Raw genomic sequence first — 14,042 nt, 5'->3', positions numbered from 1 at the left:
CCGCACCCATCCCCAACGGACAGACCATCACCGCGGTCGACCAGTACGACAGCCACCACAACCGACTCACCCACGACACCAACTGGCGCTGACCAACGCCGCCGGCAGGAAGGGTACAAGTGCTCAGTCGACACTAGGTACAAGCGCTCTGCCGACAGAGGCCCGCCCCTGCATACAGTGCCCCGCGAGCATTTATTGAACATGTTCAGCAAACGGGGAGGAACGCGCGATGCGCAACGCAGTCAAGGGGGCCGTCATAGGCGGCGTGTGCGTGGTGGTGCTGGGCGGGGCCGGTTACGGCGCCTACAACGTGCTGTCCGCGCTGCACGGCGGCGGCGGGGGAACGGGCGGGAGTCCCGCCGCCGCGCAGACCGGCCCGCCCAGCGGCGCCGAGGTCAGGGCGACCACGGCGAAGTTCTTCGCCGCGTGGGAGAAGGGGGACACCGCGACGGCGGCGATGTACACCAACTTCCCGGAGGCCGCCCGCGAGTTGCTGACCGCGTACGGCGAGGCCGCGCACATCGGCCATGTGCACATCACGCCCGGTGCGGCCACCGGCAGGACCGTGCCCTTCACGGTCAGGGCAACGGTGTCGTACGACGGGAAGTCCCAGCCTCTCACCTACCGGAGCCGGTTGACGGTCGTGCGCGGCAGGACCTCGTACCGGGCGCTCGTGGACTGGCAGCCCTCCGTCGTCCACCCGCAGCTGCGCAAGGGCGACACGCTGGCGACCGGCGAGTCGTCGGCCCCGCAGATCGAGGCCGTGGACCGCAACGGGCGGGTGCTGACGCCCGGGAAGTACCCGTCGCTCGGGCCCATCCTGGACGAGCTGCGCAAGCGGTACGGCGCGCAGACGGGCGGGCGCCCCGGCGTGGAGCTGGTGATACGTCATGAGGACACGGGAGACGGAGGCCAGGCCGCCGCCACCACCCTCCTCACCCTCGCCAAGGGCAGACCGGGCAGACTGCCCACGACACTGAGCGCGAGCGCGCAGGCGGCGGCCGAGGCCGCCGTGCGGAAGTACGCCGACGCATCCGTCGTGGCCGTCAGGCCCAGCACGGGCGAGATCCTGGCCGTCGCCAACCACCGTACGGACGGCTTCGACGCGGCTCTCCTCGGCGAACGCCCGCCCGGCTCCACCATGAAGATCATCAGTGCGGCGGCCCTCATCGACAACGGGCTGACGACGGCGGACGGCCCGGCGCCCTGCCCGCCCTCCGCGGTCTGGGAGAGCCAGACCTTCCACAACCTCAAGGGCCTGGTCCCGGACGAGCACGCCACCCTCTCCGACAGCTTCGCGCGTTCCTGCAACACGGCGTTCGTGAAGTTCGCGGACGAGGTGAAGGTGGGCTCCCTCACGAAGGAGGCCGAGGAACGGTTCGGGCTCGGGCAGAACAACTGGCAGATCGGCGTCCCGTCCTTCGACGGCCGGGTGCCCGCCGTCGGCGGCCCGGACACCGCCGCCGGCCTGATCGGCCAGGGGCAGGTGCAGATGAGCCCGCTGAACATGGCCTCCGTCACGGCGACCGCGACGACCGGCACCTTCCGGCAGCCCGTGATCGTGCCGCTGAGCCTGGACCACCGCAAACCGGCTCGCGCGCGCGGGCTGTCGCAGAGCACCGTCCGGCAGCTGCGCACCATGATGAACCGCACCGCGCGCAGCGGCACCGCGGCCGGGATCATGTCCGGGCTCGGCGGGGACATCGGTGCGAAGACCGGCTCGGCGGAGGCCGACGGCCAGGCGAAGTCCGACAGTTGGTTCACCGGGTACCGGAACGACGTCGCCGCCGCGGCGATGGTCCAGGACGGCGGCCACGGCATCGACGCGGCCGGGCCGATTGTCGCAAGCGTGCTACGGATTTCGGGCTGATGTTTCTCACTAAGCCAGCGACTTTAGAGTGAGAGCCGTCGTTGAGGAGTGAGAGGGCTGCGGGGACCCTGGGGAGAGCACGGAGGAACTGAGGCTGTGGGCAAGAGAAGACGTGTCGTCGAGCGACGGAAGCCCAGTTCCGCCGCGCTCGGCGGGATGATCGCCGCCGTCGTCGTCGGCGCCGGTTTCGGCGTCTACGCGCTCTACGACGGCGGGGCCTCGGCCGAGGAGTCGTCCGCCTCGGCCGACCACAAGAACATCAAGACCGGCCCGCTCACCCCCGCCGAGGTCCACACCGCCTCCGCACGCTTTCTGGCGGCCTGGCAGCAGGGCCGGGTCGCCGAGGCGGCCTCCGCCACCGACAACCCCTCCGCCGCCACCACGCTGCTCACCGAGGTCGCCAAGGACGCCCACCTGAAGGGCGTCACGCTCACCCCGGGCGCGGCCACCGGCGCCAAGGTGCCGTTCGCCGTCAAGGCGACGGTGGCCGACAAGGGCCTCAGCAAGCCGCTGGCGTACGGCGGTTCGCTCACCGTGGTGCGGCGGGCGAGCGACGGCAGGCCGCTGGTCGGCTGGCACGCCTCGGTCGTCCACCCGGATCTGCAGGACGGCGACACCCTCGTCACCGGCGAGTCCGGCACCCCGCCCATCAAGGCGCTGGACCGCGACGGCGGCGAGCTGACGGCCGCCAAGTACCCCTCACTGGGCACGGTGCTGGACGGGCTGCGGGAGAAGTACGGCAAGACGGCGGGCGGCAAGGCGGGCATCGAGCTGCGCGTGGTGCGCGGCAAGGCGTCGCAGAAGGCCAAGCTGTCCGACAAGACGCTCGTGGCGCTGAGCCAGGGCACGCCGGGCACGGTGAAGACCACGCTGAGCCCCTCCTTCCAGGCGGAGGCCGAGCGGCAGGTCGGCAAGCGCAAGCGTGCCTCCGTGGTCGTCGTGCGGCCCTCGACAGGTGAGATCCTCGCGGTCGCCAACAGCGAGCACGGCTTCAACGTCGCCTTCCAGGGCTCCCTCGCCCCCGGCTCCACGATGAAGATCGTGACGTCGACGATGCTCTTCGAGAAGAAGCTCATCACCCCGGGCGCCTCCCACCCGTGCCCCAAGACGTACAAGCTCGCGGGCTGGACGTTCCACAACGACGGCGACTCCGAGATCAAGAAGGGCACGTTCAAGCAGAGCTTCGGGGCCTCCTGCAACAACGCCTTCATCAACTTCGCGCCGAAGCTGTCCGCCAGCGACCTGACGAAGGAGGCGCAGCAGGTCTACGGCCTCGGCATGGACAACTGGGCCATCGGCGTCCCGTCGTTCGACGGCTCCGTCCCGGTGCAGAGCGGCGCGCAGATGGGCGCCTCGCTGATCGGGCAGGGCGGGGTGCGCATGAACCCGCTGAACATGGCGTCGGTGGCGGCGACGGTGCAGGCGGGCGCCTTCCACCAGCCGTACCTGGTGTCGCCTTCGGTGGACCACCGCACGCTGGCGAAGGCCGCACACACGATGTCGTCGAAGACCCGGGCCCAGGTGAAGGAGGTCATGCAGTACACGGCGGCGTACGGCACGGCCGCCAAGGCGATGGCGGGCGTGGGCGGCGACGTCGGCGCCAAGACCGGCTCCGCCGAGGTCGACGGGCAGAAGAAGCCGAACGGCTGGTTCACCGCCTACCGGGGCGACCTCGTCGCCGCGGGCGTGGTGCAGGCGGGCGGCCACGGCGGCGACACGGCCGGCCCGATCGTGGCGACCCTGCTGAAGATGGGCGGCTGACCAGGCCGTACCGGCCCGCGGCTCAGTTCCGTACCGGCTCCGCCGTATACGTACGGCGGAGAAATCTCAGCAGCGCCTTCGACTCGAACTGGACCACCTCGACACCGTTGTCAGAGTGGAACTCGACGACCGCCTGGACGCGCCCGCACGGCCACACCCGCACGTCACCGCTCTCGGCCGGTGCCCGCAGTCCTCGTTCGAGCAGCGCCCGGGAGAACGTCCACTCGTGCGGTCCCGGCAGCCCGACCCGGACCGACCGCGGATCGGCGTCCGGGTCGTACCGCAGCACCACCGGTACGGCCCCCGGATCCTCCTCGTCCGTGACGATGTGGGCGCGGGCGGTCTGTTCGACTACAGACATCGCAACGACCTCTCACGCTGTGTGACGAATACGGCAACCGTGCAGCCGCCGCTTCTCCTTCTCTAATGTCCCATATTTTCCGATTTGCGCCTCCGGAGCCACGATCAGCGAGCGGCTGGCTATTGCAAAAGGCTCGCAACAAGCCTCTAAGATCGAACGGTGCACGTACCTGACGGATTCATCGACGCCCCCACCTCCGCCGTCACCGGCATGGTCGCCGCCGGCGCCCTCGCCGTGAGCCTGCGCGGCGCCCGCCGCGAACTCGACGAGAGGACGGCCCCGCTGGGCGGTCTGGTGGCGGCGTTCATCTTCGCCGTACAGATGCTCAACTTCCCCGTCGCGGCCGGAACAAGCGGCCATCTGCTGGGCGGGGCGCTCGCCGCGATCCTGGTCGGGCCCTACACCGGCGTGCTCTGCGTGTCGGTCGTGCTGCTCATGCAGGGCGTGCTCTTCGCGGACGGCGGGCTGACCGCGCTCGGCGTGAACATCACCGACATGGCGATCGTCACCACGGTGGTCGCGTACGCCGTCTTCCGCGCGCTGCTCGCCGTGCTGCCCCGCAAGCGGCGCTCGGTCACCGTCGCCTCCTTCGTCGCCGCGCTGGCCTCCGTGCCGGCCGCCGCCGTCGTCTTCACCGTCATCTACGCGATCGGCGGCACGACGGACGTCGCCCTCGGCAAGGTGGCGACCGCGATGATCGGCGTCCACGTGCTGATCGGCATAGGCGAGGCCGTGATCACCGCGCTCACGGTGAGCGCGGTCGTCGCCGTACGCCCGGACCTGGTGCACGGCGCGCGCGGCCTGCACCAGCGCCTCAAGCTGCGCGTGAACGGCGTACTCGTGGACGCACCGGCGACCACGGCGCCCGTGGCGGCGCGCACCTCCCGGCGCACGCTGTGGATCGGCGGCCTGGTCACCTCCCTGGTGCTCGCCGGGTTCGTGAGCTTCTACGCCTCCGCCAGTCCGGACGGCCTGATGAAGGTCGCCCACGACAAGGGCATCGACAAGAAGGCCCAGAAGCACACGAGCGACGGCTCCCCGCTCGCCGGCTACGGCGTCAAGGACGTCTCCGACGCCCGGCTGTCCGGCGGTCTCGCGGGCGCGATCGGCGTCGGCGTCACGGTCGTCGCGGGCAGCACGGTGTTCTGGGTGGTGCGCAGGCGGCGTACGGACGACGTCTCCCCCGCCTCGACGGCAAGCACGGGGGCCTGACATGGGAGCGGGACACGCACACCGGCTCTACCGGCACGGCCATTCCCCCGTGCACGCCCTGCCGCCGCACACCAAGCTCGCCGCCGCCTTCGCCTTCGTGGTGGCCGTCGTCTCGACCCCGCGCGAGGCGGTGTGGGCGTTCGCGCTGTACGCCGTGCTGCTGGCGTTCGTCGCGCGCCGCGCGCGCGTGCCCGCCGGTTTCCTGCTCAAACGGCTGCTGATCGAGGTGCCGTTCGTGGCGTTCGCGGTGCTGATGCCGTTCGTCGCGGAGGGCGAGCGGGTGCACGTGCTCGGGCTCTCGCTGAGCGTCGGCGGACTGTGGGGCGCCTGGAACGTGCTCGCCAAGGGCACCCTCGGCGTCGCCGTCTCCGTACTGCTGGCCGCCACCACCGAACTGCGTGAACTGCTGCTCGGGCTGCAGCGGTTGAAGCTGCCTTCGCTGCTCGTGCAGATCGCCTCCTTCATGATCCGCTACGGCGATGTCATCACCGACGAGATGCGCCGGATGCGGATCGCCCGTGAATCGCGCGGCTTCGAGGCGAAGGGCGTGCGCCACTGGGGCGTGCTCGCCAAGTCCGCCGGCGCGCTGTTCATCCGCTCCTACGAGCGCGGGGAGCGGGTGCACCTGGCCATGGTGAGCCGCGGGTACGCCGGTTCGATGCCGGTCATCGACGAGGTGACCGCGTCCCGGGCGCAGTGGTCGTACGCCCTCGCCCTGCCCTTCGCCGCCCTGATCGTCTGTCTGCTGGGATGGATCCTGTGACCGCTGTGACCGCACCCGCTTCCCTGGAGGTCTCCGGCCTCGCCTTCGCCTACCCCGACGGCCACCAGGCCCTGTTCGGCGTGGACTTCAGCATCGCGCGCGGCGAACGCGTCGCGCTGCTCGGCCCGAACGGCGCCGGCAAGACCACCCTCGTGCTGCACCTCAACGGCATCCTGGTCGGCGGCACCGGCACGGTGACCGTGGCCGGGCTGCCGGTCGGCAAGCGGCACATGGCCGAGATCCGGCAGAAGGTCGGCATCGTCTTCCAGGACCCCGACGACCAGCTGTTCATGCCGACGGTCCGGGAGGACGTGGCGTTCGGTCCGGCGGCGGCCGGGATCCGGGGCGCGGCGCTGGAGGAGCGGGTGCGGACCGCCCTGGAGCGGGTCGGCATGCTGGAGTTCGCGGACCGCCCGCCGCACCACCTGTCCTTCGGCCAGCGCCGGCGGGTGGCGGTGGCGACCGTGCTCGCGATGGAGCCGGAGATCCTCGTCCTGGACGAGCCGTCCTCCAACCTGGATCCGGCCTCCCGGCGCGAACTGGCCGACATCCTGCGCTCCCTGGACGTCACGGTGCTCATGGTCACGCACGACCTGCCGTACGCCCTGGAGCTGTGCCCGCGCTCGCTGATCCTCAGCGACGGCGTGATCGCGGCGGACGCCCCGACCGGCGAGCTGCTGTGCGACGACGCGCTGATGCGGGCCCACCGGCTGGAGCTGCCCTTCGGCTTCGACCCGAAGTCCGTGACAATGGGCGCGTGACGCCTCAAGACGACCGAGACGACCGGCCCGGCAAAGAGGCAGCCGGTTCGCTGCTGCTGGACGACCAGCTGTGCTTCGCGCTGTACGCCGCGCAGCGCGCCGTGACGGCCGCGTACCGTCCGCTGCTGGACGACCTCGGGCTCACCTACCCGCAGTACCTGGCCCTGCTCGTGCTGTGGGAGCGCGGCGAGACCACCGTGAAGGAGCTGGCGAGCGCCCTGCGGCTGGACTACGGCACCGTGTCGCCGCTGCTGAAGCGGCTGGAGGGGGCGGGTCTGGTGCGCAGGGAGCGCGCGGCGAGCGACGAGCGCTCGGTGCTCGTCGCGGTCACCGGGCGCGGGGAGGAACTGAGGGAGCGCGCGGAGTGCGTGCCCGGCGCGCTCATCACGACGACGGGGCTCGACGCGCAGGAGATGACGCGGCTGCGCGAGGAGCTGTGGCGGCTCACCGAGCGCGTCGACGCGGCGTCCGACCGCCTCTGATCCCGCGTTACCCGCGGTTTCCTTCCCCTGGTGGAGCGGACTGACCTACCAGCCAGTACCTTGTGCGCAATGCACTTGTGCGCCACTTGATCTGGGGAGGCCAGTCTTGACCGACGGCACCGCAGTCGACACCGGTGTCGACACCCGTCCGACGAAGATCATGTACGTCGCCGAGGCCACCGCCCACGGCGGCCGGGACGGCTTTGTCACCAGCCAGGACGGCCAGATCGAGCTGAAGGTCGCGATGCCGCCCGAGCTGGGCGGGGACGGCAACGGCACCAACCCCGAGCAGCTGTTCGCGGCCGGCTACAGCTCCTGTTTCCACAACGCGCTGATCCTGGTCGGCAACCACGCGGGCTACGACCTGACCGGCTCGACGGTGGCCGCGAAGGTCGGCATCGGCCCGAACCGGCACCGCGGCTACGGCCTCGCGGTCGCCCTCAGCGTCTCCCTGCCGGTCCTGGACCGGGAGATCGCGGAGAAGCTGGTGGACGCGGCGCACGAGGTCTGCCCGTACTCGAACGCGACGCGCGGCAACATCGACGTGACGATTCTGCTGGGCTGAGCCCCCGCGTAGCCGAGATCACCATCAGCCGAGGAATCCAAGGCCACACACCCGTGTTTCACTCATGGTCGCAAGCGAGTGGAGGAACCGGTCGTGGATCTGGACATGAACGGCGTGGTGGCCGAGGGCTTCGAGCCGGTCAGGGAGACGTTCGCGGCGAACTTCGCGCTGCTCGGGGAACGCGGCGCGGCCGTCGCCGTGTACCGGGACGGGCACAAGGTCGTCGACCTGTGGGCTGGTGCCAAGAACGTAGACGGCGAGGCCGGCGAGACCCCCTGGGAGCAGGGCACCGCACAGATCGTGCGCTCCGCGACCAAGGGTGTCGCCGCAGCCGCACTCCTGCTCCTGCACCAGCGCGGCGAGCTGGACCTGGACGCCCCGGTCGGCGCGTACTGGCCGGAGTACAAGACCGCGGGCAAGGAGCGCACCCTCGTCCGGCACCTGCTCGCGCACCGCGCGGGCGTGCCCGTGCTGGACCGGCCGCTGACCCCCGCCGAGGCCGCCGACCCCGACCTCGGCGCGGCGGCCGTGGCGGCGCAGGCGCCGGCGTGGGAGCCGGGCACGGACCACGGCTACCACGCGCAGACCTACAGCTGGCTCACCGGCGAGCTGGTCCGGCGGGTCACCGGGCGCAGCGTGGGCGAGTGGACAGCCACCGAGCTCGCCGCGCCCCTCGGCGCCGACCTGTGGCTCGGGCTGCCGGAGGCGGAGCAGGCGCGCGTGGGCCGCGTCGGCCCCGTGGAGGACCCGCAGCCGGCTGGCGGGCTGCGGACCCGCCCCAAGCGGGCGGTCGCCGACGCCTACGCCGACCCGGACTCCCTCACCCGCCGCGCCTTCGCCGCGATCACCCCGCTCCCGGACGAGAACGACCCCGCCTACCGGGCCGCCGTCCTGCCCGCCTCCAACGGCATCGCGACCGCCGACGGCCTGGCCCGGTTCTACGCCTCCCTCATCGGCGAAGTGGACGGCGGGCGCCGCCTGTTCACCGCGGACACCATGGAACTGGCCCGCGGCGAGCAGTCCGCCGGACCGGACCGGGTGCTGGTCGTGGGCACCCGCTTCGGCCTCGGCTACATGCTGCACGGCAGCGCGTCCCCGCTGCTCTCCCCCGCCTCCTTCGGCCACCCGGGCCGCGGCGGCGCGCTCGCCTTCGCCGACCCGGAGACGGGCCTCGCCTTCGGCTACGTCACCAACGGCTTCCGGAAGAGCGTGACGGCGGACCCGCGGGCGCAGGCACTGGTGCGCGCGCTGCGCACGACGCTCACACGTTGATCGGGTGCGAGGTCCGGCCGGACACCGCGTCGATCTCCGTGTGGGCCTTGGTCAGCAGCTGCATGGCCAGTTCGTTGAGCGCACGGGCCCCCGCGATCTCCTCGCCCACCCTGGGCTGGTTGGGGTCGATGCGGTGCCTGCTGGCGTGACCGTGCGCCCGCACCTCGGTGCCGTCGGGCAGACGCAAGAGGGCCACCGCGCGCGTGTGGGTCTCGTCCTCCTCGATGAATTCCATTTCGACGTGCCATCCCACAAGGGTGTGCACCATGATGACCACCTCCGAAGGCTGCTGATACCAGGGTGCTCCCCCACACCCGGAACGGCACATTGACGCGTGAACCGCCTTCAGCCGGCCGGCTTTCCTTCCTCGAAGCTGGCGTAGTACGCGGCGGCCATGTCCTCGGCCCCGTGGCCCTGGGCCGCCGCGCGGGCGAGCCGTTCGGCGGTGGCCGCGGCGACGTCGAGCCGTACACCGCCCTGCTCGCCGGCCTGGACGATGAGCCGGGCGTCCTTCTCGGCGGTGGCCACCGTGAACGACGCCGGGGAGAGCCGGTCCTCCAGCACCAGGGCCGACTTGGCGCGCAGGTACCCCATGTCGAGCGGACCGCCCTCGATCGCGTCGAAGAAGCGCTGCGGGTCGACGCCGAGGGCCTGGGACAGGGCCAGCACCTCGCCGGTCGCCGCGGTGGCCGCGAGGACCCAGCTGTTGGCGACCAGCTTCAGCCGGGTGGCACTGCCCGCCGCGCCGTCCTCGCCGGTCCACACGGTCTTCGCGCCGACCGCGTCGAACACCGGGGTGACCGTCGCCCGGCCCTCCTCGGGTCCGGCCGCCAGCACGGTCAGCCGGCCCGCCTCGGCGGGCTCGCGGGTGCCGAGCACGGGGGCGTCGTAGAAGACCAGGCCGTACTCGCGGGCGAGAGCGGCGAGGACGGCGGTCAGCTCGATCCCGGCGGTGGTGGACTGCGCCCACACGGTGCCGGGACGCAGCGCCGGGGCGGCCTCGCGCATGACCTCCAGGGCGGCGGTGCCGTCGTAGAGCATGGTCAGGACGACATCTGCGCCCTCGACGGCCTCGGCGGGCGTGCCGGTGACGGTGGCGCCGTCGGCGGCGAGCGGTTCGGCCTTCGCACGCGTACGGTTCCACGCCCGCACGGGGAGTCCGGCGCGGCACAGGTTGCGAGCCATGGCGGCGCCCATGATGCCCGTGCCCAGGACGCTGACGGTCGGCTTGTCGGTCATGACGGCTCCTTCGTACGGATCTTCATGCGGTCACCCGGTGTGCAGCATCAGCCCGATGCCCACGACCAGCAAACCCGCCGCCGCGATGCGGGGCGCGCCGAAACGCTCCTTGAAGAAGAGGGCGCCGATGGCCGCGCCGACGATGATCGAGGACTCGCGCAGCGCGGCGATGGGGGCGAGTTCGGCGCGGGTCTGCGCCCACAGCACCAGGCCGTACGCGGAGACGGACAGCACCGCGCCGAGCAGACCGAGGGCGGCGAAGGGGCGCAGGACGGCCACCGACTCGCGGCGCCAGCGGAAGGCAACGGCGTACGCCGGGATCGCCACGCCCTGCACCATGATCAGCCAGCCGGTGTAGCCGAGTGGCGAGCCGGAGGCGCGCACGCCGAGACCGTCGAGGACCGTGTACGAGGCGATGGACAGCCCCGTCGCGAGCGCGGCCCCGATCGCCGCCCAGTCCGGCCGGCGCCCGCGCAGCCCCCACAGCGCCACCCCGGTCAGGCCGGTGCAGCACAGCACGATGCCGGCGGCGCCCCAGGTGTCGGGCACCTCGTGCGCGAAGAGGGCCGCGAACACGGTGACCACCAGCGGTGCGCTGCCCCGCGCGATCGGATAGGCCTGCCCGAAGTCCCCCAGCCGGAACGACGTCATCAGCAGCAGGACGTAGACGACATGGACGACGGCCGAGGCGAGCAGGTACGGCCACGCGCGCGCCGCCGGGAACTCCGTGAACGGCACCAGCACCAGTCCGATGAGCACCCCGCCGGCCAGGATCAGAGTGAACCCGACCAGCTTGTCGGTGATGCGGTGCGCGATGGCGTTCCAGCTGGCGTGCGTGACCGCCGCGACCAGGACGGCCGCCGTGACCAGCGGCGTCACGCGGTCGGCTCGCGCACGTCCACCAGCGTGGCCCCCGCGTGGGCGACGAGGTCCTTCGGCCCGATCGGGAAGACCGTGTGGGGAGTTCCGGCCGCCGCCCACACCGTGTCGTGCGCGAGCAGCGAGCGGTCGGCGAGCACGCGCGTTCGGGTGCGGTGCCCGAAGGGCGGTACGCCGCCGATGGCGTAGCCGGTGGTCTCGCGGACGACTCCGGCGTCGGCCCGGGTGACCTTCCCGGCGCCCAGTTCGCGCCGCACCCGCTCCACGTCCACGCGCGAGGCGCCGTCCATCAGTACGAGCACCGGAACGCCGTCGGCTGCGAAGATCAGCGACTTGCAGATCTGGCTCAGTTCGCACCCGATCGCCGCGGCGGCCTCGGCTGCGGTCCGGGTGGCCTCCGGGAAGTGCCGGGTCCGCGCGAGGACATCGTCGAGGCCGAGCGCGCGCAGCGCTTCGGCGAACCGCGGGTGGGCTCCGGATCCTTCGGCGTCAGTGGCGGCTGTCGTCGTCATGGACGGCACGCTACGACATCGCCCGAGCCGCGATCACAGGGTTTTCACCGGACCCTTCGCAGCTCCAGGTGTGATCTTCCGCCGCCGCCATGGTTACCTTGCTGTACTAAAGAATCTTCGGGGGAAGAACCGTGAGCGAACGCAAAGCCGTACAAAGCGAACGCAAAGCCGTACAAGGGGACGACAAGCTTCCGGAGCCGGACCAGTCGAAACTTCCGCTGTCCCCGGACGAGATCAGGAAGCACGACATCCTTCCGGGCTTCGAGGGGGACTACCACGCGCCGCCCGCCGACAGCACCAAGGACCCGCTGGACCGGCCGCCGCTCCAGCCGGATCCGCCCGGCCTGATCAAGCCGCCCGGAAAGTCCGGTGGTTCGGGGGACCGGCTGAAGATCGCCCCGTCGGTGCTGAAGACGGCCGCCGGGCATGTGGACGACATCTACGACGACTTCTACAAGCCGGCCGCCACCCTGGAGGAGCCCTCGCTGAAGGCCGTGCGCGAGCTGGCCGGCATGGAGTCGGCGCCGGCGATCCGGCTGGCCCACCGGCAGTGGGAGCGGCAGGCCGGCACCGTCACGGCCTGGCTGGCCCACATCGCCGAGAGCCTGCGCTCGACCGACCACACCTACAAGTCGACCGACGCCTCCGTCGAGGAGTCGGCGCGGCAGGTGAAGGTCCGCTCGGTGCTGGAGGACTACTGATGGCCAAGACCTTCTACGAGGCCCTGCTGGGCGCGGATCTCACGGTCCTGGACGACCTGGCGGACCGCTGGAAGAGCATCCACGGCAAGATCAAGGGCCTCGGCAAGCAGATGCACGACGACGTCCTCAGCCCGCTGCGCAACAAGGGCTACTGGGAAGGGGCCGCGGCCCCGTACGCCTGGAAGATGATCGACGACATCCAGCGGCAGCTGGAGGACGCCGCGGCCGTGGCGGACGCGGCGCAACGCGTGGTCCAGGACGCGGTGGTCGATCTGAAGGCCGCCCAGCGGGACCTCAAGGACGCCGTCCGGCGGGCCACGGACAAGGGGCTCTACATCCACGCGGACGGAACCGTGTCCACCGACATCGCCGACGGCATGTGCAAGGCCGACACCACCAAAGCGGACGACAAGACCATCGAGGCGGCGGCACACGAGATCTCGGGGATCCTGAAGCGCGGTGTCACGGCCGACCGCAACCTCGCCTTCAGCCTGATGTCGGACCTGGGTCTCGGCCAGTGGTTCAACGACCACCCGCGGTTCAAGGACATCGATCACACCGGCGGGATCGGGGAGGACGAGTACAACGCGCTCGACCTCGCCATGCAGGACAAGAACCCCTACCCGGGCCTGAGTTCGGACGACCCGTACTCGCTCGGCTGGGACTGGGTGAGCGGCGACGGCTCCCGGCACCGCGAGTACCACAGCGGCGACAGGATGACCGAGCTGATCCGCTCCAGCGAGAGCATGAAGCAGCTGCGGCTGGACACGCTGGAGCAGTGGCAGTCCACGGGGCAGCCCGAGGGCAGCGTGTCGTACTCGATCTCGGACAGCGGCAAGCTGGGCGCGCTGAAGAAGCTCGTCACCACGGACCTGCCCGCGATCGTCACCGGGGACGAGGACCACCTCGGCGAGGCGTTCACCGGCTCGTACAACCTGAACTACACGGTCAAGGGCCAGGACCCCGACGGCTCGCTGGTCGTCGAGTACAAGCTCCACAACAACACGAGCAACGAGTCGTTCCTGCACTACGTCGGCTATTACGACTGGCTCAAGAAGTTCAACCGCGACGAGGGCGTCTTCTCGTCCGTGGACCAGGAGATCACCTGGACCGAACGCGTTCCGGCGAAGGGAAAGTAGCCCCCGTGTCCCGACACCACGTGGTGATGGCCGCGGCCGTGCTGGCACTGCTGTCTCCCCTGGCGGCCTGCTCCTCCGCGTCCACCGCCGTCGAGGCCTGCATGGGGAAGCAGGCGACCTCCGTCAGCTCCGTGGACCTGACCGGGACATACGCGGGAGAGGACAAGGCGAAGGGCGCGACGATCACCCTCACCTCGACGGACGGCAAGCCCGGCGGCAGGGTGACCGTGCGCCACTGGCCGAGCGGCAACTGGCACAAGGACAAGCTCGGCGCCACGTTCGACGGTTCCGGCACCTGGGAGGTGCAGGAGGGCGCCTCGACGGGCGGGCATCCGCAGGTCGGGCTCAGCTTCACCGCACCGGACTTCTTCCTGCCCGACGACACCATCGACACCCTGTCGATCGCCAGGGACGGCAAGAAGACCTCCCTCTACCAGGACGACGACCCGGACACCTGCCCGACGTTCCGGCTGCGGATGCGGAACTGAGGGAGGGCTCCGGGCCGGGTCCAGGCCGCCGGTCCGG

General features: G+C 71.2%; 16 protein-coding genes. 11 read left to right on the top strand and 5 right to left on the bottom strand.

Going from position 1 to position 14,042, the window contains the following annotated elements; all coding sequences use genetic code 11:
* Window positions 1-229: 229 nt before the first annotated feature.
* A complete protein-coding gene (locus ACWD35_RS10700; RefSeq protein WP_451350806.1) occupies window positions 230-1,870 on the top strand; it encodes a penicillin-binding transpeptidase domain-containing protein in 1,641 nt (546 codons plus the stop codon).
* A 96-nt stretch (window positions 1,871-1,966) separates the two neighbouring features.
* Entirely contained in the window at window positions 1,967-3,631 is a 1,665-nt protein-coding gene (locus tag ACWD35_RS10695) for a penicillin-binding transpeptidase domain-containing protein (RefSeq protein ID WP_451350805.1), read from the top strand.
* 22 nt (window positions 3,632-3,653) lie between these two features.
* Here the strand turns inward: ACWD35_RS10695 and ACWD35_RS10690 are convergent, their stop codons facing one another.
* Window positions 3,654-3,992, bottom strand: coding sequence for an SsgA family sporulation/cell division regulator (locus ACWD35_RS10690; RefSeq protein WP_451350804.1), 339 nt, complete (start codon window positions 3,990-3,992; stop codon window positions 3,654-3,656).
* Between the two features lie 159 nt (window positions 3,993-4,151).
* Here ACWD35_RS10690 and ACWD35_RS10685 point away from each other — a divergent pair, with 159 nt between their 5' ends.
* The 6 genes from ACWD35_RS10685 to ACWD35_RS10660 all read left to right on the top strand — a co-directional run bounded on the left by ACWD35_RS10685 (window position 4,152) and on the right by ACWD35_RS10660 (window position 9,047).
* On the top strand, window positions 4,152-5,204 hold the full coding sequence (locus ACWD35_RS10685) for an energy-coupling factor ABC transporter permease (RefSeq protein WP_451350803.1): 1,053 nt from the start codon (window positions 4,152-4,154) through the stop codon (window positions 5,202-5,204).
* A 1-nt stretch (window position 5,205) separates the two neighbouring features.
* Window positions 5,206-5,967 (top strand): cobalt ECF transporter T component CbiQ, encoded by a 762-nt coding sequence (cbiQ, locus tag ACWD35_RS10680; RefSeq protein WP_451350802.1) that lies wholly within the window; start codon window positions 5,206-5,208, stop codon window positions 5,965-5,967.
* Window positions 5,955-6,728, top strand: coding sequence for an energy-coupling factor ABC transporter ATP-binding protein (locus ACWD35_RS10675; protein ID WP_451350801.1), 774 nt, complete (start codon window positions 5,955-5,957; stop codon window positions 6,726-6,728). Before cbiQ ends, ACWD35_RS10675 begins: the two co-directional genes overlap by 13 nt.
* Window positions 6,725-7,210, top strand: a complete 486-nt coding sequence (locus ACWD35_RS10670; protein ID WP_451350800.1) for a MarR family winged helix-turn-helix transcriptional regulator — start codon at window positions 6,725-6,727, stop codon at window positions 7,208-7,210. Before ACWD35_RS10675 ends, ACWD35_RS10670 begins: the two co-directional genes overlap by 4 nt.
* Window positions 7,211-7,370: 160 nt before the next feature.
* Window positions 7,371-7,775, top strand: coding sequence for an organic hydroperoxide resistance protein (locus tag ACWD35_RS10665; protein ID WP_451350822.1), 405 nt, complete (start codon window positions 7,371-7,373; stop codon window positions 7,773-7,775).
* 99 nt (window positions 7,776-7,874) lie between these two features.
* The gene (locus ACWD35_RS10660; protein ID WP_451350821.1) at window positions 7,875-9,047 is read left to right on the top strand and encodes a serine hydrolase domain-containing protein; all 1,173 of its coding nucleotides are present in this window, start codon (window positions 7,875-7,877) and stop codon (window positions 9,045-9,047) included.
* Here ACWD35_RS10660 and ACWD35_RS10655 read toward each other — a convergent pair.
* From ACWD35_RS10655 to ACWD35_RS10640, 4 genes are all read right to left on the bottom strand, one after another.
* Window positions 9,037-9,315: a DUF1876 domain-containing protein gene (locus ACWD35_RS10655; RefSeq protein WP_451350799.1), complete on the bottom strand. Its 279-nt coding sequence runs from the start codon at window positions 9,313-9,315 to the stop codon at window positions 9,037-9,039. The two genes, ACWD35_RS10660 and ACWD35_RS10655, sit on opposite strands and share 11 nt — an antisense overlap.
* Before the next feature lie 77 nt (window positions 9,316-9,392).
* Entirely contained in the window at window positions 9,393-10,286 is an 894-nt protein-coding gene (locus ACWD35_RS10650) for an NAD(P)-dependent oxidoreductase (protein ID WP_451350798.1), read from the bottom strand.
* 30 nt (window positions 10,287-10,316) lie between these two features.
* Window positions 10,317-11,165 (bottom strand): EamA family transporter, encoded by an 849-nt coding sequence (locus tag ACWD35_RS10645; protein WP_451350797.1) that lies wholly within the window; start codon window positions 11,163-11,165, stop codon window positions 10,317-10,319.
* Window positions 11,162-11,677: a YbaK/EbsC family protein gene (locus ACWD35_RS10640; protein WP_451350796.1), complete on the bottom strand. Its 516-nt coding sequence runs from the start codon at window positions 11,675-11,677 to the stop codon at window positions 11,162-11,164. The genes ACWD35_RS10645 and ACWD35_RS10640 overlap by 4 nt, the downstream gene beginning before the upstream one ends.
* Before the next feature lie 131 nt (window positions 11,678-11,808).
* Here ACWD35_RS10640 and ACWD35_RS10635 point away from each other — a divergent pair, with 131 nt between their 5' ends.
* Genes ACWD35_RS10635 through ACWD35_RS10625 form a run of 3 tightly spaced genes read left to right on the top strand, consistent with a single transcriptional unit; the run spans window position 11,809 to window position 14,005 of the window.
* Window positions 11,809-12,378, top strand: a complete 570-nt coding sequence (locus ACWD35_RS10635) for a hypothetical protein (protein WP_451350795.1) — start codon at window positions 11,809-11,811, stop codon at window positions 12,376-12,378.
* Window positions 12,378-13,517 carry a hypothetical protein gene (locus ACWD35_RS10630; RefSeq protein ID WP_451350794.1) on the top strand — a complete coding sequence of 380 codons (1,140 nt, stop codon included), beginning with the start codon at window positions 12,378-12,380 and terminating at the stop codon, window positions 13,515-13,517. Before ACWD35_RS10635 ends, ACWD35_RS10630 begins: the two co-directional genes overlap by 1 nt.
* 5 nt (window positions 13,518-13,522) lie before the next feature.
* Window positions 13,523-14,005, top strand: coding sequence for a hypothetical protein (locus tag ACWD35_RS10625; RefSeq protein ID WP_451350793.1), 483 nt, complete (start codon window positions 13,523-13,525; stop codon window positions 14,003-14,005).
* The last annotated feature ends 37 nt before the right edge of the window (window positions 14,006-14,042 follow it).

This window comes from Streptomyces sp. NPDC002671, from assembly GCF_053592475.1.
Note: the sequence above shows the minus strand (reverse complement) of the source record. Positions and strands in the feature narration are given on the sequence as shown.